The 17,520-nt window shown below is 64.8% G+C and carries 16 protein-coding genes; 7 read left to right on the top strand and 9 right to left on the bottom strand.

All coding sequences use genetic code 11. The features are described 5' to 3' along the window. From BT115_RS02480 to BT115_RS02470, 3 genes are all read left to right on the top strand, one after another. Window positions 1-1,254 carry an MFS transporter gene (locus BT115_RS02480; protein WP_072320959.1) on the top strand — a complete coding sequence of 418 codons (1,254 nt, stop codon included), beginning with the start codon at window positions 1-3 and terminating at the stop codon, window positions 1,252-1,254. Continuing rightward, window positions 1,241-1,798, top strand: a complete 558-nt coding sequence (locus BT115_RS02475; RefSeq protein WP_072320958.1) for a hypothetical protein — start codon at window positions 1,241-1,243, stop codon at window positions 1,796-1,798. Before BT115_RS02480 ends, BT115_RS02475 begins: the two co-directional genes overlap by 14 nt. Before the next feature lie 182 nt (window positions 1,799-1,980). Continuing rightward, entirely contained in the window at window positions 1,981-2,616 is a 636-nt protein-coding gene (locus tag BT115_RS02470) for an FMN-binding negative transcriptional regulator (RefSeq protein ID WP_072322210.1), read from the top strand. Between the two features lie 30 nt (window positions 2,617-2,646). Here BT115_RS02470 and BT115_RS02465 read toward each other — a convergent pair whose 3' ends face one another. The 5 genes from BT115_RS02465 to glgX form a co-directional block, all read right to left on the bottom strand. Next, complete coding sequence (locus tag BT115_RS02465) at window positions 2,647-3,087, bottom strand: CBS domain-containing protein (RefSeq protein ID WP_072320957.1); 441 nt, start codon at window positions 3,085-3,087, stop codon at window positions 2,647-2,649. A gap of 96 nt (window positions 3,088-3,183) precedes the next feature. Beyond that, entirely contained in the window at window positions 3,184-4,071 is an 888-nt protein-coding gene (locus tag BT115_RS02460) for a universal stress protein (protein ID WP_083527264.1), read from the bottom strand. A gap of 68 nt (window positions 4,072-4,139) precedes the next feature. Beyond that, on the bottom strand, window positions 4,140-5,096 hold the full coding sequence (locus BT115_RS02455; protein WP_072320956.1) for a bifunctional enoyl-CoA hydratase/phosphate acetyltransferase: 957 nt from the start codon (window positions 5,094-5,096) through the stop codon (window positions 4,140-4,142). 165 nt (window positions 5,097-5,261) lie between these two features. Continuing rightward, window positions 5,262-6,494: an NRAMP family divalent metal transporter gene (locus BT115_RS02450; protein ID WP_255369343.1), complete on the bottom strand. Its 1,233-nt coding sequence runs from the start codon at window positions 6,492-6,494 to the stop codon at window positions 5,262-5,264. 115 nt (window positions 6,495-6,609) lie between these two features. Then, a complete protein-coding gene (gene glgX, locus BT115_RS02445) occupies window positions 6,610-8,754 on the bottom strand; it encodes a glycogen debranching protein GlgX (RefSeq protein WP_072320954.1) in 2,145 nt (714 codons plus the stop codon). Window positions 8,755-8,916: 162 nt separating this feature from the next. On the opposite strand from glgX, the gene glgP reads away from it, so the two are divergent. Further along, window positions 8,917-11,394 (top strand): alpha-glucan family phosphorylase, encoded by a 2,478-nt coding sequence (glgP, locus tag BT115_RS02440; protein WP_072322208.1) that lies wholly within the window; start codon window positions 8,917-8,919, stop codon window positions 11,392-11,394. Between the two features lie 17 nt (window positions 11,395-11,411). Here the strand turns inward: glgP and BT115_RS02435 are convergent, their stop codons facing one another. Continuing rightward, window positions 11,412-11,888: a host attachment protein gene (locus BT115_RS02435; RefSeq protein ID WP_072320953.1), complete on the bottom strand. Its 477-nt coding sequence runs from the start codon at window positions 11,886-11,888 to the stop codon at window positions 11,412-11,414. 181 nt (window positions 11,889-12,069) lie between these two features. On the opposite strand from BT115_RS02435, the gene BT115_RS02430 reads away from it, so the two are divergent. Next, complete coding sequence (locus tag BT115_RS02430) at window positions 12,070-12,816, top strand: SDR family NAD(P)-dependent oxidoreductase (RefSeq protein ID WP_072320952.1); 747 nt, start codon at window positions 12,070-12,072, stop codon at window positions 12,814-12,816. 30 nt (window positions 12,817-12,846) lie between these two features. On the opposite strand, the gene BT115_RS02425 is transcribed toward BT115_RS02430, so the two are convergent. Both BT115_RS02425 and BT115_RS02420 read right to left on the bottom strand, forming a co-directional pair. Next, the gene (locus tag BT115_RS02425; protein WP_072320951.1) at window positions 12,847-14,067 is read right to left on the bottom strand and encodes a PQQ-dependent sugar dehydrogenase; all 1,221 of its coding nucleotides are present in this window, start codon (window positions 14,065-14,067) and stop codon (window positions 12,847-12,849) included. A 93-nt stretch (window positions 14,068-14,160) separates the two neighbouring features. Then, a complete protein-coding gene (locus BT115_RS02420; protein WP_072322207.1) occupies window positions 14,161-14,730 on the bottom strand; it encodes a DUF2878 domain-containing protein in 570 nt (189 codons plus the stop codon). Window positions 14,731-15,016: 286 nt separating this feature from the next. Between BT115_RS02420 and BT115_RS02415 the strand changes: the two genes are divergently transcribed. Together BT115_RS02415 and BT115_RS02410 are read left to right on the top strand one after the other, a co-directional pair. Further along, the gene (locus tag BT115_RS02415) at window positions 15,017-15,379 is read left to right on the top strand and encodes an ArsR/SmtB family transcription factor (RefSeq protein WP_072320950.1); all 363 of its coding nucleotides are present in this window, start codon (window positions 15,017-15,019) and stop codon (window positions 15,377-15,379) included. Further along, window positions 15,357-15,872, top strand: coding sequence for an SRPBCC family protein (locus BT115_RS02410; RefSeq protein WP_072320949.1), 516 nt, complete (start codon window positions 15,357-15,359; stop codon window positions 15,870-15,872). The genes BT115_RS02415 and BT115_RS02410 overlap by 23 nt, the downstream gene beginning before the upstream one ends. On the opposite strand, the gene BT115_RS02405 is transcribed toward BT115_RS02410, so the two are convergent. Then, window positions 15,869-17,275, bottom strand: coding sequence for a GGDEF domain-containing protein (locus BT115_RS02405; protein WP_177257356.1), 1,407 nt, complete (start codon window positions 17,273-17,275; stop codon window positions 15,869-15,871). The genes BT115_RS02410 and BT115_RS02405 overlap by 4 nt on opposite strands. Window positions 17,276-17,520 lie beyond the last annotated feature (245 nt).

The raw sequence follows: 17,520 nt of genomic DNA, 5'->3' as shown, positions 1-17,520 counted from the left end.
ATGAACACCGCATCGCAACGCTCGCCACGTGCGCTCGAAGCGGCCAGTTTCTTTCTTGCCGATGTGCAGGCGGGTGTGGGCCCGTTCCTGGGCGTGTATCTCCAGGCGCACCACTGGGCGCCCGGGCAGATCGGAACGGCGATGACGATCGGCGGCCTCGTGGCACTTGCCGCGACGGCTCCGGCGGGTGCGCTGGTGGACGGCACCACACACAAGCGAGGGCTGGTGGCTCTGGCGAGCGTCGGGACCGTGCTCGCGACGCTCCTGCTGCTGTACTCGACCGCATCGCCCGCCGTGGTGACGTCGCAGGTCCTCACGGCGCTTACGGGAGCCGTGTTCGGTCCGGCGCTTGCCGGCCTCACGCTGGGCCTGGTGGGACAGAGCGGCTTCGATCGGCAATTCGGTCGTGTGCAGGTGGCCAACCACGCCGGCAACGTCGTGGCCGCCGCATTGTCCGGTTATCTGGGCTGGCGTTTCGGTTTTCCCGCTATCTTCTTGCTTGCAGCGGCGTTCGGCGCGTTCGCCATCGGTGCCACCTACACCATCCGACGGACCGACATCGACGACCGACGCGCACGCGGGATGGGCGAGGGGGCGAAGGGCGAGGACGCGGGTACACCCGGCGGCTTCCGCCTCGTCTGGCAGAACCGTGCGCTGTTGATCCTCGCGGCGACACTCTGCCTCTTTCACCTCGGCAACGCAGCGATGCTGCCGCTGTTCGGTCTCGCCGTCGTGGGACGAGGACAGGCCGACCCGGCACTGTTCACCTCGGCCACCATCGTGATCGCCCAGCTCGTCATGATCGTGGCGTCGCTCGTTGCCATGCGTTGGATGCGCACCCGCGGGCACTGGTGGGTCGTCATGCTGACCCTCGTCGCCTTGCCGATCCGTGGCGTGATCGCCGCACTCTGGATGGACACCTGGGGCGTCATTCCGGTGCAGGTGCTCGATGGCATCGGCGCGGGCCTGCAGAGCGTCGCGGTACCGGCGCTGGTTGCCCATCTGATGAACGGCACCGGCCGCGTCAACGTCGCCCAGGGCGCGGTATTGGCCGTACAGGGCATCGGCGCGGCACTCAGTCCCGCATTGGGTGGCTGGGTGGCGCAGTGGTACGGCTTCGCCCCCGCGTTTCTCTGCCTTGGCGCGCTCGCGGCGTTCGCCATCGTTATCTGGTGCTTGGGCCGCGCCGCCTTTCCCCACACAACTCCCCACTCATCTCGTATGCCACAGGAGGCACACCATGCATTGGATTGATCCCGACCATCTCCCGATCACGCGCGGCAAGATCGCGCGCCTGTTGCTCAATCCCCACGGCCATCTCGACGGTGTATTGCTGAAGGACGGCACCGAGGTGCACATCCCACCGCATCTGTCCGGCAAGCTTCTGCCACGCATGAAGATCGGCGACAGCATCGCGGTACGCGGCGTTCGCGTGCGCGGCAAGCCCCTTATCGTCGCGGTAGCCGTCGAGCCCGCGCATGGCGCGGCGGTCGTGGACAACGGACCGCAGGCCGAGAAGACCGTCGAACGTCACACACCGACCAAGGCAGAACGGTGGGGATACAGCGGCGTCATCGAATACCTCGTCCATGGCCCCAAGGGCGACGTCCACGGCGTGATCCTCGACGACGGCGTGCATCTTCGTTTCCCGCCCCATGCGGCGAAACGCTTCGCCAATGTCCTGAAGGTCGGTCGCGAGATCGAAGTGGAAGGCACATGGCACGAATCACCCCACGGCGTCGTCATCCACGCCGATCATCTGGCTCGCGCGGGGAGGCCGCTCGAAGCGGTCGAGTGAGGGGGCTGGGAGGGGGCGCCTCTATGGCGCTCCCTTGGCAGATCAGGCCGGAAGCCGACGGAGCGGCAGCCGTGAGGTACATGTTCCTCGCTGCCATGGCGGCTCCTACGACGACGGTGTCGCCACGCGCGACGCTAGGCCCGCTGTATGATCGCCATCCATACGGCCTGCTCGGAGCCCGCATGTACGTTCCACCGTTGTTTACCGAATCCAGGCCCGAGGAACTCCGGCGCATCATTCAAGCGCATCCGCTCGGGATGATGGTCAGTAACACGGCCGCTGGATTGGAGGCCAACCACCTGCCATTCGTGCTGGACGAGAGCCGCGGTGCATTCGGAGTGCTGCTCGCCCACGTTGCGCGCGCGAATCCGATCTGGCAGGAGCTTCGGAATGGCGATCCCGTCTTGGTCGTGTTTCGTGGAGCGCAGGGTTACATCTCTCCGAACTGGTACGTGAGCAAGCAGGAAACGCATCGCCACGTGCCCACCTGGAACTACGAGATCGTGCATGCGCACGGACGGATCAGCATCCACGACGATGAGTCGTTTGTACGCGGCATGGTGGCGCGACTCACGCGTCAGCAGGAGGTGAGCATGCCCGCTCCCTGGAAGATGAGCGATGCGCCCGCCGATTACCTGACAGAACATCTGGCTCATATCGTCGGTTTGGAGATCGACGTCACCCGACTGGAGGGCAAGCGCAAGCTGAGCCAGAATCGCGAGCCGCGGGACTTCGACAGCACGCTGGAAGCCCTCGATGAGCACGGTCACCGTGAGCTTGCCGAGTCCATGCGACGCGCTCGGCCGGGAGGCGATTGAACCCAGGAGGACGCCGCCCGCGCACGGATCTCATGCGTAAGGACGATCGCTCAACGCATCGGTGGCGAGGGCTTTCGCCAACTGCCCTAGCAACTCGGTGACAGCGGCCGTTACGTCCGTTGCCGACACGATGCCGACGAGACGGCGTTCGTCGTCCACCAGCGGCAGGTGCGCCACGCCGCCACCGGCCATCGCCTGCACGATGTCCGCCAGTGATGCGTCCGCATGGCAGACGATGGCGGGCGTGGACATGATGCTGGCGGCGGTCATATGGACAAAGTCCGCTCCCGGGGCCAGCGCCCGCAAGACCAGGTCGCGCTCGGAAATCACGCCGAGCGGTTTCATGCTCGCTTCCGCGACGACGACGAGACACGACGCCTGATGCTTCTGCATCGACCGCGCGACTTCGGCCACGGGCGTGCCGCTCTCGACGGTGGGAACGCGTCGCCGGCCGATCTCGATGGCTTTCATGGCGTGACCTCCGGATGCTGCGACGGCTGATAAACCGACCGCACCGAACATGTCGGCGTGGGTTATCGCTCCTCGCCCGGCAAGCGACTGCGTGACTCAGTGGTAGAGCAACGTCGCCAGCTCGTTATGCGCGAGGACCTGCCGCGTAGCGCCACCGAACAGGCGTTCCCGCAGCCGCGTATGCCCGTAGGCGCCCATGACCAACAGATCGGCCTTGAACTGGTGAGCTTTTTTCAGGATCGTCGCGCCCGCTTCCCCCGGTGTGGTCCGCACGCGCCGGTGCGTCGCCTCGATACCGTGGCGTGCCAGGAAACCCGCAGGATCGAATCCTGGTGTTTCGTTGTCACTCTGGTGCGCGGGACGTCCATCGAGCAGAAGCACATCCTGGGCCGCCGCGATCAGCGGCAAGGCCGCACGGATCGCGCGGACGGCAGGACGGCTGCCGTCCCATGCGACCACGACCCGATCAAACACGCCGGAGGGGGCGCAGACGGAAGGCAGCACGAGGCAAGGCAGGCCCGTTCCCATCAGCAGGCTTTCCAGGCCGTCCAGGGAATTGGCGTGCGGATCGGCAGGCCGCTGGACCACGATCAAGTCGTGCCACGCGGCGAGCATGGCCAGCGTATGGCCCGGATCGTTTCCCGCCCAGGCCCACTGTGGCCTCTGCGCACCCGCAGCGAGGGCCAAACGGAGAAAGGTGTCGCGACCGGCTACGGCTTCCCGACCTTCGCTCTGAGACGAGTGAACAACGGGTTCGCGCAGCAACGTGGAACGCGTGCCGGCTTCAGCAGAGGGGACGCCCAGGAACGCCGGCGAGATCGCGCAACCGGTGACGGATCCGTCGTCTCGCGCGGCGAGACGACTCGCGACATAGGCCGCGCCATCCACCGGTCCGGCGACGACGGCCAGAACATCGCCCACAGCCGGCAGGCAGGAAGCAGGTATCTGAGCCACGGTGCGCTGGGAACGTGCTGTCGTATTCATGAAAGCCCCGCTCTGAAATGGCTACGTCTGCACGCTAGCGCAATGGCGGGGTGCGTCCTTGACCTGCGTCAAGCCGCCGGTTCTTGCGCCGCGAGGAGCACCGCCATGGCCGCCGATGCCACGCGCGCGGCCGACGTATCGGACCGGCTGGTGAGGGCGACGGGCAGGGCGGCGCCCAGGACCATACCCGCCGCGATGCCGTCCGCGAGCAACACCAACGCCTTCGTCAGCAGATTGCCGGACTCGAGATCCGGCGCGATGAGGATGTTGGCATGCCCCGCCACGTGGGAATCGATATGTTTCAGGCGCGCGGCCGCGGGGCTCAGGGCATTGTCCAACGCGAGCGGACCGTCGACGTCGGCATCCGTGATCTGGCCGCGCGCTGCCATCTTGGACAGTGCGGCGGCATGGAGCGTCGCCGGCATGTCCTCGTGAAGCGTCTCCACCGCGGCGAGAATCGCCACGTGCCGACGCTCGATGCCGATGGCCTTCGCCAGGTCGATGGCGTTCTGGCAGATGTCGCGCTTTTCATCGAGATTCGGCCGTATGTGGATGGCGGCGTCGCTCACGATCAACGGATGCGCATAGGCGGGCGTGTCGATGGCAAAGGCATGAGTCATACGCCCCGGACCGCGAAGACCTGTATCGCGGTCGAGCAGCACATGCAGCAGATCGGACGTATGCATGTCGCCTTTCATCAGTGCGGCGATATCGCCGCGGCGTCCTGCCATGACCGCGAACTGAGCCGCGGTGTGGGCATCGGGCGCGTCGTGGATGATCACGCCTTCGAGACCGCGCCCCAGCGTGTCGGCCAGGCGACGGATGTGCGTTTCCGGCCCGAACAACCAAGGTTCGATCAGGCCGTGCGAAGCAGCATCGAGCGCGCCCTCGAGGGAAACGGCGCTACAGGGATGGACCACACCCATCGGAAGTTTCGGGCGATTGCGACAACGCGACAGCAGAAAGCGGAAACGCGGATGACGAAGGTCGGCATCGGCGATCGTATCGGTGCTTGGCAGCGACATGGCGACTCCAGCGCGTACATCACGAAGAGGGGCGGGCTCGGCGACGCGATGCCTTGGCTACCGACTTATGGCATCAACGCGTCGACGTCGCGAAGCGTGCCTCCATTCTGAATCCCGTCACAGCCCACTTATTGATCCTCGTCAAGGCGATGGGTCGGGTTCAAGTCACAAGAGCAGCCCAAGAGCCACCAGTCCCATCACGACCGTGGCCACCCAGCCCAGAAGGCGAAGCGTGCCTTTGAGGACGAAGGGTCCCATCAGCGATCGGCTGCACGCCGCGACCATGATCGCCCCCATGAGCGGTACGGCGATCACACCGTTGATCACCGCGGACCAGAACAGCAAACGCAGTGGCGATACGGGAAGGAACGTGAGCAAGGTACCCAGCGCCGTGGCAACCGCCAGAATGATGTAGAAAGTCCTCGCCTCGGCGACCGTGTTCTCCAGGCCGCCTTTCTGCCCCAGGGCTTCGGACACGGCGTATGCCGCGGAACCCGCCAGCACCGGAACGGCGAGCATGCCGGTACCGACGATACCCAGGGTGAACAACATCGACGCCAGGCGACCGGCAAGAGGCTCCAATGCGCGCGCCGCGTCTGCCGAGGTGTCGATCGACGGCAGCCCGGCACCATGCAGTACGACGGCAGCGGTCAGCATGATGAAGAACGCAACGGCGTTCGAGTAGGTCATGCCGAGATTCGTGTCGATGCGGATGCGACGGAACTCTTCTGGCGCGTCTTCCGGTGCGGCAAGCAGGGCCTGTGCACCCGGCTCACCGCGTTCCTGTTCGACTTCCTCTGCCGCCTGCCAGAAGAAGAGATAGGGACTGACAGTCGTACCGAAGACGGCGGTCAACGCCACCAGCGTGCGATGGTCCCAGCGTTCCGGACGCCAATGCGCAACCATCTCGCGCCACGGGATACCGACGACGCACGCCGTCAGTACATAGGCGAGGAGGCTCGCTGTGAGTACCTTGAGGATGGGTGCGTAACGCCGGAACGGTATGAAGACCTCCAGCAGCAAGGAGACCGCTGCACAGAGCAAGGCAAGATAGCGCGCGTAGCCGCCGGTGAGCATGGCCAGCGCATCGCCCATGGCGCCGATGTCGGCGGCGAGATTCACCACGTTGTTGATGACCAGCAGCCCGACCAGCCCGGCGACCACCCCGCGCGGCAGGATGCGGGTGAGGTTGGCGGCCAGCCCCATTCCCGTGACCCGGGCGATGTGGGCGCAGATCGTCTGGATGCCGATCATCAACGGGACGGTGGCGACCGTCGTCCAGAGCATGCTGTAGCCGAACTGCGTGCCTACCTGTGAATAGGTGGCAATGCCACTGGGGTCGTCGTCCGCCGCGCCTGTCACCAGGCCAGCCCCGAGTCGCCGCCATCCCGCCTTCACGGCGGAGGTCCGGGTACGGCGTGGGGACGCAGGACTGTTCATGACGAGGGCAGTGCAACAAAACCGGCGTCCCCCGGAGTTGATACGCATCAAGAGAACATCAGCTCGCCCTGGCTCAAGGCGTGGCCACGCGCGTTGCGGCGAGCAACGGCCTTGCGGGGTCCGAATCCGACAGCACCAGCATGCCCGTGGGCGGAATCGATACCTCGCTGCCGCATGCGAGGACGGCAGCCGCGGTGGGCCGGCGGTCCGCATCGAGCACGACGAACCATGCCTCGGTCCCCGGTGGCGCAGGCAAGCGGAAGGTCCGCTCGTGTTCCCCTGGATTGAGAGCGAGAAAGATGCGTTCGTTGGCCGCGTCGCCTTCGCCGGGACCGGTGACGAGGACACCGAGAGCGCGCTCTGCAGGATCTGCCCATCCCGCCGAGTCGAGTTCGGATCCATCGGGCTCGGACCAGCGGATGTCCCGGTCGTCGACGTGTATCGCCGTGGCCCCACGGAAGAACGCGTCGACACGCGGAAAGCGGAACCGTCGCCGCAACTGCAACGCGCGGGCGAGCCATGGCCGCAGATCGCGCATGGGGTCGTCGATGGCGGTCCAGTCGAGCCAGCTCATGGCGTTGTCCTGGCAAAAGGCATTGTTGTTGCCGTGCTGCGTGCGCGATAGCTCGTCCCCAGCGAGCACCATCGGCACGCCGCGAGACAGCGCCAGCGTCGCCAGCATGGCGCAGCGTCGGCGACGACGGGTCAGGCGCAGGGCTTCGTCCGGTGTATCGCCTTCCTCACCGCCATTGCTGCTCCAGTTCTCCGGACTACCGTCATGGTTGTCATAGGGATTTGCCTCGTTATGCCTGACGGCGTACGAGGTCACATCTGCCAGCGTGAAGCCATCGTGGCAGGTGACGTAGTTGACCCCGTGCAGCGGGCCGCGGCCGCCGTGGTCGAACACATCACTGGAACCGGCCAGTCGCGTCGCCATCGCGCCGCGGGCGCAAGCGTCGCCACGCCAGAACCGTCTGATGTCATCGCGATAGCGGCCGTTCCATTCGCGGATGGGCGGCGGAAACGACCCGAGGGCCCCCGACGTCGAGGCATCCCACGGCTCGGCGATCAACTTCAGGTCGCGGAGATCCGGATCGGCGGCAATGGTGCGCCACAAAGGCGCATCCGCGTCGAACGCGCCGGTCTCGGAGCGTCCCAGGAGTGTCGCCAGATCGAAGCGAAACCCGTCGACCCCAATCTCGCAAGCCCAGTAGCGCAGCGTGGCGTGGAAAAGTGCGATGACGGCGGCTTCGGACGGATCGAGAGTGTTGCCGCAACCCGAGGCATCCACATAGCGTTCCGGGTGCTGCTCCTGCAAACGGTAGTACACGGCGTTGTCCAGACCGCGCAACGTCAGCGTCGGCCCGTCGGCACCGCCTTCAGCGGTGTGATTCAGGACGATGTCAACGATCACCTCGATACCGGCGTCATGCAGTCGATCGACGGCGTCCGCCATGGCACGTGCGTCTCCGCCGCCAAGGTAGGGCGCATGGACGGCCATCGGGGCGATCGGGTTGTAGCCCCAGTAATTGGTCAGCCCGTGCCGGACGAGATGCCGTTCGTCGATGAACGCTGCCATCGGCATGCACTCGATGGCCGTGACGCCAAGCTGCCGCAGGTACGCGATGATGGGGGGCGTTGCGAGCGCGGCGACGGTGCCTCGTATAGCCTCCGGCACGGCCGGATGGGATTGGGTAAATCCCTTGACGTGCAGTTCGTAGATGACCGTGTCGTTCCATGGCGTGCGTGGCCGGGCCGGTCGCTCCGAAAGCGGCGACAGAGGCGTCGCGACGACGCACTTCGGCACGAACGGTGCGCTGTCGCGTTCATCCATGGCGGAGGCAACGTCGGGCGTTCCACCGGCGTACCCGAATACCGCATCGTCCCAGGTGAACATGCCGAGCAACGCCCGGGCACATGGGTCGATGAGCAGCTTGTGGGGGTTGAATCGGTGCCCACGGCATGGATCGTAAGGGCCATGCACCCGAAGCCCATAGACGAGACCGGGGCCTGCGCCTTCGAGGTAGCCGTGCCAGATGTCGCCGTCGCGCACGGGCAGGGGAAGGCGAGCGAGTTCACGCTCGCCCGTCTCGTCGAATACGCACCATTCGATGGATTGAGCGTGCCGCGACACCACGGACAAGTTCACGCCGTGACCGTCCCAGTGAGCACCTAAAGGCTCCGGTGCCCCTGCTGCGAGGACAAAAGGCCCGTTCATGCGGCCTGTGCAGGGTTTGGGGGCATGACGACTCTTTACATATCTGCCGAGGTTGCAGGCACTGTGACCTTCGCCACGAAGCCGCTCGTTGATCCTCGTCAATACCTCAGCGTCTCGCTGGCGAGAACGTAACGGCTGCCGCCCAGGAGGTCGCCAATGCACATGCACCGGATTCTTCCGCGCTCGCTTCCACCGGGCCTCGAGCCATTGAACGACCTCGCGCTCGATCTCCGCTGGACATGGAACCACGCGGTCGATGCACTCTGGCGACAGGTGGACGGAGAGCTATGGGATTTCACGCATAACCCATGGGTGGTGCTGCAAAACGCGTCGCAGGCGCAGCTCGATCAACTCGGACGCGACGAGGCTTTCCTGGAGCGACTGAAAACGGCTGTGGACCAACGCCGTCATTACCTGGAAACCCCAGGGATGCTTGCCGGCCATTCGTCGGGCGACATGCCTAACGGTATTGCCTACTTCAGCATGGAGTTCGGGCTCAGCGAAGCGTTGCCCCTGTATGCCGGAGGCTTGGGCGTATTGGCTGGCGATTACCTGAAAACAGCCAGCGATCTCGGCGTGCCGTTGATCGGCGTGGGACTTCTCTATCGGGAAGGCTACTTCCGTCAGACGATCGACAGCGCAGGCAACCAACAGGAAGCTTTCCCGTCGAACGATCCGACCAGCTTGCCCATCCAACCGTCGGTCGGTCCCGATGGTGCGTGGCTGGAACTCGCGCTGCCGCTTCCCGGACGGACGTTGCGGCTTCGCGTGTGGCAGGCCGACGTAGGGCGCACCCGGCTCTACTTGCTCGACAGCAACCATGTACTCAATGGCGCCGTTGACCGCGGCATTACCGCCAAGCTCTATGCCGGCGGTTCCGAAATGCGCCTGCTGCAGGAGGTGGTGCTCGGCATTGGTGGCTGGTGCCTCGTGGAAGCACTCGGCTTGCCCGTCGAGGTATGTCACCTTAACGAGGGACATGCCGCGTTTGCCGTACTGGAGCGGGCACGGCGATGCATGCATCGTCGCAACGTCACGTTCCAGGAAGCATGGTGGGAGACCCGGGCGGGCAACGTATTCACGACGCACACGCCTGTCCCCGCCGGGTTCGACGCATTTGCGCCCTCGCTGATCCGAAAATACGCGCAGGATCTGCTCAACGACTGCCAGCATTCGCTACGCGACTTCCTCGCCCTGGGTCGTATCGACCCGGCAGACGAAGACGAACCGTTCAACATGACCTATCTCGCGTTGCGCGGTTGCGCGCAAACCAGTGCGGTAAGCAAGCTCCACGGCCAGGTGAGTCGAAAGCTCTTCGCGCCGCTCTACCCGCGCTGGCCGTTTGACGAGGTGCCGGTTCGCCACGTCACCAACGGCGTTCACGTGCCGTCATGGGATTCCGCACCCGCCGATGAACTCTGGACCCAGACGTGCGGCAAACGACGCTGGCTCGGCGACGTCGGCTGCCTCGAAGCGTCCATAGCCGCCTGCGATGACATCGTGCTTTGGGATCTGGCGGCCCGCCAGCGACGCGAATTGGTGCAGTACGCACGTGACCGGCTGGCGATGCAACTCGGCCTTCGAGGTGAACCGCCAGCAAGCATCGCCATGGCGCGCCGCGTTCTCGATCCCAATGTTCTGACCGTGGGCCTCGCGCGCCGCTTTACCGAATACAAGCGTATGAACCTGTCGCTCCACGACCCGCAGCGGCTCATCGATATCCTCACCGATGCGAAGCGGCCGGTTCAGCTCATCATCGCCGGGAAAGCACATCCCGCCGACGAGGAAGGCAAACACCAGGTGCGTGCCTGGGTGGAATTCACGCAACGTCCGGACGTTCAGGGCAGGGCAGTGTTCCTGGAAGACTATGACCTTGCTCTCGCACAGCGGCTGGTGCAGGGCGTGGACGTATGGCTCAACACGCCGCGCCGACCGTGGGAAGCCTGCGGTACCAGCGGCATGAAGACCCTGGTGAACGGCGGGCTCAATGTCTCCACGCTGGACGGCTGGTGGGCGGAAGCCTATGACCCGGCCTGCGGGTGGGCGATCGACGGACACGGTGGCGACCCGGAAGACGCCGACTGTCTTTATCGCCTGCTGCAAGACGAAATTGCACCGTGCTTCTACGAGCGCAACGACCGCGGCGTGCCGCAGCGCTGGGTGGAACGGATGCGTGCGAGCATGTCGCGGCTCACACCCGCATTCAGCAGCAACCGCATGCTGCTCGACTACGTGGATGGCTTCTATCTTCCGGCCGTTCGCGCACTGAGGAAGCGCCATCAGGGAGAACTACTCGCATGGAGCGACGCCGTGTCGTCGCATTGGCACGAAGTGCGACTCGGCGACGTGGACGTGACGCTCGACGACGCCCACTGGCGCTTTCACGCGCAAGCGTACCTCGGTGGATTGAACGTCGAGTGGGTAAAAGTAGAACTTTATGCCGAGGAACGCGACGGATTTCCGCGGCAGTCCATTCCGATGAGCCAGGGGGATGCGATCAGTGGCGCGATCGGCGGTTACGTGTTCACCGTGTCACTCCCTGCCACCCGCCCCGCAAGCGACTATACGGTGCGACTGCGGCCTTGGCACGAGGACGCCTTCCTCCCGGCCGAGCTGCCTCTTGTGACGTGGCAGCGGTGAGGGGCTGGCCGCCCGTGTCAGGCGGCCGGACGTTTCGCTTCAGCGGCGAAGTCGTGAGGAAACGCAGCCCGGACATGTCGCTCCATGTCCTCGGCCGACAAACCGACCACGTCCTTGCCCAGTGAGCCGGCGACCATCGCCGTTTCATCGCCGAACTGGTCGGAGAGCACACCCAGGAAGCGCGGCGGCGCGACGATGAAGAGTCGCTCGTAACGGCGGTGTGCATGTGCCTCACGCAGCGTTTCGGCAAGGCTGTGAGCAAACATACGCGCGCTGTGATCCTTTCTGCTCTCGCGAGGCTCGATCACATGCCTTGCGGCACCGACGCTTTCCTGCGAACGGGGCACCGTACGACCCGTGCCGCGATCCGCAGGGGGCCCCCTCAGTTCGGGATTGGCATAGCAGGCTACTTCGCACCACGCCGTATGCCTGTCCGCGCTTTCGAATAGGCGCGCCCGCGCAGCGTCGCACACCAAGATCCAGGTCAGAGCCATGGTAACCACCTCCGTCTGTGCGGCAAGGGTGTCGAAACGATGACGTCAACAACGTTGTAGACGGGGGCACCGCTGCCGACGTTGACGTAGATCAATCCGGGCGGAGAGGCGCTTGATTCAGATCAAGGCGTGAGGCGGGCACCGCACGCATGCTCGAGCCACCGACTTCGGGAGGTGCGCCATGAACCGATTGAAAGGAAAGGTCGCGCTGATTACAGGCGGCGCCATGGGTATCGGCGCAGCCTGCGCGCAGCGCATGGCGGACGAGGGTGCCGACGTGGTCATCGCGGACGTCTGCCGCCCCGAGCGAGCCTTAGGCCCCGACGTCGATTTCGTTCATGCCGATGTGGGCAACGAAGCGGACGTGGCCGGTGCGATCCAGCATGCGCATGCGCGATTCGGTCGGCTCGACATCCTCGTCAACAACGCCGGCATCGTAGGCCCCGACAAGCCGACGCATGAACTGACCGAAGAGGAGTGGGACCGCGTCCAGCGCATCAACGTCAAGAGCGTGTTCTTCGGCGTCAAACATGCCGTCGCTCCCATGAGGGCTGCTGGCGGCGGCAGCATCATCAACCTGTCGTCGATTTACGGACTGGTCGGCGCCGCCGACGTACCGCCCTATCACGCATCGAAAGGCGCGGTTCGTCTCATGACCAAAACGGATGCGCTGCTCTACGCAAAGGACAGGATACGGGTGAACTCCATCCACCCCGGATTCATCCACACGCCGATGGTGGAGGGTTACGTGGCGGGCATGGACGTGGAAGAGGCGGCAGGCTTCCAGGCGATCGCAGCGTTACATCCGCTGGGCCGCCTGGGGACGCCTGACGAAGTGGCCTGGTGCGCAGTGTTTCTCGCCTCGGACGAAGCGTCGTTCATCACCGGCGCGGAGTTCGTGGTCGACGGGGGCTATACCGCACGCTAGCTCGGTTGGCGCAGGCACAGCCCTCAACGATCACTTCGGCATCAGGTGATACAGCCCTCCGGGCGAAGCATCCTCGAGCATCCACAGCGAACCGTCCGGGGCTTCCTCGATATCGCGTACACGCTTGCCGACGCTCCACCGTTGGACGGCGGTCGCGCCGCCCTTTTCGTCGAACGTCACGCGCACGATGCCCAGAGCGGTGAGACCGCTGAGCAACGCGCTCCCATTCCATTGCGGGAACAGCGTGCCCTTGTAGAACATGATGTTTCCCGGCGCGATGACCGGGTCCCAATAGATGACCGGCTTGACCAGATCGGGGCGCGTATCCGGGTTGGGAATGGGCACGCCGTTGTAGTTCATGCCATACGAGACCAAGGGCCAGCCGTAATTCTTACCGCGCTGGACGAGGTTCAACTCGTCACCGCCCTTGGGACCATGCTCGAGTTCCCATAAGCGGCCGTCCGGACCAAACGCCAGGCCATAAGGCGTGCGGAAACCGACGCTCCAGGTTTCTGCAGGCGTGAGGTTGGGTCCGGTGAAGGTGTAAGTGCTGACGATCGGCGCCGTCTTGGCCTTTTCGGTATCGGCGGGCGGATCGATCAAGGGAATGGTTCGCGCGCCGACTTTTCCTGCCCACGGATTGCCGGGCGCCGGCTTGCCGTCGAGCGTGAGCCTGAGGATCTTGCCGAGCGGCTGACTCGGATCCTGCGCCGGGGTAAAGCGCTGGCGGTCACCGAGCGTGAGGAACAGGTACTTGCCGTCCGGCGAGAACGCGATCTGGCCACCCGGTTGACCGCCCTTGCCGGTAGGCACCTGGCGCCACAACACCTGAAAGCCTTCCAGCCGGGGTTGCTTGTCGTCCAGCACGAGGCGTCCTCGGCCCAGGGCCACGCCGCCGCCGTAGTCGCCCGGCTCGACGTAGGTCAAGTACACGCTGTGATCGGCGGCGTAGTGCGGCGAGAGGAACACGCCCAACATGCCGTTCTGGCCTTCGAAGTAGCTCGCCGGCACGCCACCGACATCGGTCTTGTCACCCTGTGGAGTGACCAGTGCCACGCGTCCCACCTTCTCCGTCACCAGCATGCGGCCGTCGGGCAGGAAGGCGATGCGCCAAGGCAGGTCGAGGCTGGCTACCTTGGTGATGGTGAACGGGAGGTCGGAGTCCGGCTTCTGGTCGCCGGCATTCGTCTGCGCGTGGACCGCGCCCGTGATGCAAGCCGCGAACAAAACCGCGTTAGCCAGTTTCTTCATGTCCCCATTTCCCGCGCCGTGGTGATCTACAAAACATAGCGTGCGAAAGATCGTTCATGTGTGACGGTGTCTTTCATCCGCAGCGCAAGTCGCTCATTCAGATCGCGGAATCTGGCCTTGAGTCGAGGATGCGTTAACCCGCACGAGTATCGGCAGTGCAAAGGCCCAGCAGGCACCTATCCATACCAATGCCCAGGGGGAGGTCCATTCGACCGCATGCCAGCCACTGGCAGCGGCCGAATAGGCCAACGGCGCACCGAGACCGCCCAACACAGCGGCAAGCCAAGGGCGCCCACGGACGACCGTAAGCGAGCGATTGATCGTTGTCGCGAAACAGGCCCAGAGCATCAAGATCCACAACGGCGCACCCTGCGGCGGTAGTGCGGGAGCAGGGGACGCATAGCGCAGCCAATCCAACGCCGCCGCTACGCCATCCGTGACCGCCCCCAGCAGCAACGCGGCCACCACGAGGCGACCTTCGCTGCGTGGCTCTGCCGTCATGATCAGTTGAACCACCACAAACGCGACCGCAGCGGCAATCGGCACGACCAAGCTGGCGCGTGCGGCGCCACTGACGAGCAGGAACCACACCCCCTGATAGCCGAGAAGATTGGCCCAGAAGCCCAAGCCGCGGCGAAGCGAAGCGTTCGTCGGCACTCGCATGCCCCGCATGCGCATCAGACGCGATACCCGACATCAGGCGCCGCGCCGTCGGTGGTAAGCGCGGGAGCGGCCGCAAAGAGAACCTTCGCAGTGGCCGCTGCCGTCGGTAGGAACGTCTTCACGGTGGTTCTCCTGGATGAGGGCCAAAGCGGCATGCCCCGGTCAGGGTGCGGCTCGCTCACCTTCCTATACGTAGCACCGAGCGTTTTGGACTCAGTATCCGATCAACGTGCCGCCCCCGGGCACCGCTTGCACTCCGCACAAGGACAGGCATACACTGAACCACATGGTTCACTATGAAGCTTCCCTCGACGCAACGTTTGCCGCGCTTTCGGATATCACGCGGCGTGGCGTGCTCGCGCAACTCGGGGCCTCAGACGCCTCGATCAGCGACCTGGCGCAGAAGTTTCAGATGACGCTCACGGGCATGAAGAAACACGTGAGCGTGCTGGAGCAGGCCGGCCTGGTGAGCACGGAGAAGGTCGGGCGGGTGCGCACCTGCAGGCTAGGTCCGCGCCGCCTGGAAGAGGAGGCTGCCTGGATCGAGCAGCAACGCCGCCTTTGGAACGCACGCTTCGACGCACTGGACGCGCTCGTCCAGCACATGAAACGCGAGGAGAACGCAAATGGCCGCCACAAACGAAAATAATGCCAGCACCGCGAACCGCACGGTGGTGGAAGCCAGGTCGGACCGGGAACTCGTCGTCAAGCGAACCTTCGACGCGCCGGTACATATCGTGTTCGAAGCCTGGAGCACGCCGGACCTCTTCAAACAGTGGTGGGTGCCGAAGTCGGCCGGCATGTCACTGGAAGAATGCAGCATGGACATTCGCACGGGTGGTACGTACAAGCTCGTGTTCCGCCACCCGGCATTCGACCAGCCCATGGCATTCTTCGGCACGTACAAGGAAGTGACGCCGCTCGAGCGCATCGTGTGGACGAATGAGGAAAGCGAGGAGGGCGCCCTGACCACGGTGACGTTCGAGGCGCACGGCGACAAGACGCTCGTCACTCTCCACGAGCTCTATCCCACGCAGGCGGCTCGCGACGAGGCGCTCAAGGGTTCGGCGGAAGGCCTGCCCGAGCAGTTCGCGCAGTTGGATGCGATGCTCGACCAGGGCAGCCCGCGGGACGGCGCCTAGGCGGTCACAAGCGCCGCGCCAACGCTTCGGTCGCGCCCTTCGGCTTTGGCGGCGTAGACCGCCGAATCGGCCTGGCGCAGCAATTCGTCAATGGGGGGCCAACGGCCCCCTTCGACCGTCACGAGGCCCGCGCTGAAGGTGATTCGTGTATCGGGTGGCAACGGCGATGGAGGAGCAAGGGCAACCGCGATGCGCGCGCGTTCGACGTATAGCAGGGCGCTCTCTAGCGTTACCTCTGGAAACAGCAGGACAAACTCTTCCCCGCCGTAGCGCGACACGACGCACGAGGGGACGGCATCGGCTATCTGCGTCAGCGAACGCGCGACATGCACCAGACAACGGTCACCGGCCTGGTGACCGTACTCGTCGTTGAAGCGCTTGAAGTGATCGACGTCGATCATGGCGATGCTGAATCCTGCAGGATGGCGTGCGGCGTCGTATTCGCGTTGCAGGATATGGAACAGGCCGCGGCGGTTGAGCAAGCCCGTCAGCGGATCATGCACCGCGGCGTGTTGCAGCCTTCGGCGAAGTACCCGCATCTGGTCCTCTGCCGAAAGGTGATACCAGACGACCAGCGCATTCCTGCAGGCAAACAGGGTCAGTGCCGCCACCAGGGCGCGAATGGCGAGCGTCTTGTCGACATGGGCGGTCGCGAGTGCGACGAAGCATGTCGCTAAGCTCAATGCGAATGGCCTGACCATGCGCGACAACCGACGTTGCAAGAGGGACGGACGGAAACCACGCAACCAGACGGCCTTGCGCCGGCTGAGGAGCATGCCGACCACCACCATCGGCAGCGTCAACAGCAGCTCCGGAAGATACGAATCGGTCGCCACGACAAGGCGGTTGTGAACGGCGGCGACGATCGCGTCGGTGACCGTGAAGGCAGCGACGACGCCGAAGAAGCGTCGCTCGTCGGCCCGGCGTGTGCCGAGGAATCGCACGAGCACGATGGCAGCGACAAATCCGTCCAGGGCGTCGAACAGGCGAGTGAGGAACACCGCCGAATCGGCGGCCGTCGGTCCCTCGATGGCCGCGCGCAAGAGAACATAAAACAGGCCGACCGACAGCATCGACGTGAGAATATCCCCAAGGGACGCCCATCGAACCGTTGGCGTGGCCGCGTCGAACGACGCCGCGGCAATCAGGAACCAACCCGCCACGCAGAACCAGAAGCTGGGGTCGACCATCACCAGCGTCCCTTCGCTGTGATGGACGCTGTCGATGAGTAAAAGCGTAAACGCGACACCTTTCGCTGCAAGGCTTGCCAGCAGCAGCGCCCAAAGAGGCCGGTTATGTCTCACCGCCAGGGATACCCGCCTGGCGCACAGCAGTATGGCAAGCGCAACGGTGGTCACCACCGCAACGTAGCTATGAAACAGGGTGTTCTCGGTCGCCCACAAAACGGCAATACATTGCCCTGCCATGGGCACGCTGAAAAAGACCGGGGTCCATCGCTGTATTCGCATCGGGCCTCATATAGGGAGCATGACAACGACCACTCCGGCCCTGGAGCAAGCGCGCATCCGTTGCGGCACCCACGCAGGAGATTCACCCGTATCAGCACCGGGGCCATCCTTTGCACGCAGGATACGGCGAGCCCGCGGCGCTGCCTAGACGCCGGCTCGGGCTCTCATAGCTCCGGGGC

The sequence above is a fragment of the Luteibacter sp. UNCMF366Tsu5.1 genome (assembly GCF_900119235.1).
In the GTDB taxonomy this organism is placed as follows: domain Bacteria; phylum Pseudomonadota; class Gammaproteobacteria; order Xanthomonadales; family Rhodanobacteraceae; genus Luteibacter; species Luteibacter flocculans.
This window is presented reverse-complemented; position numbering and strand designations above follow the sequence as displayed.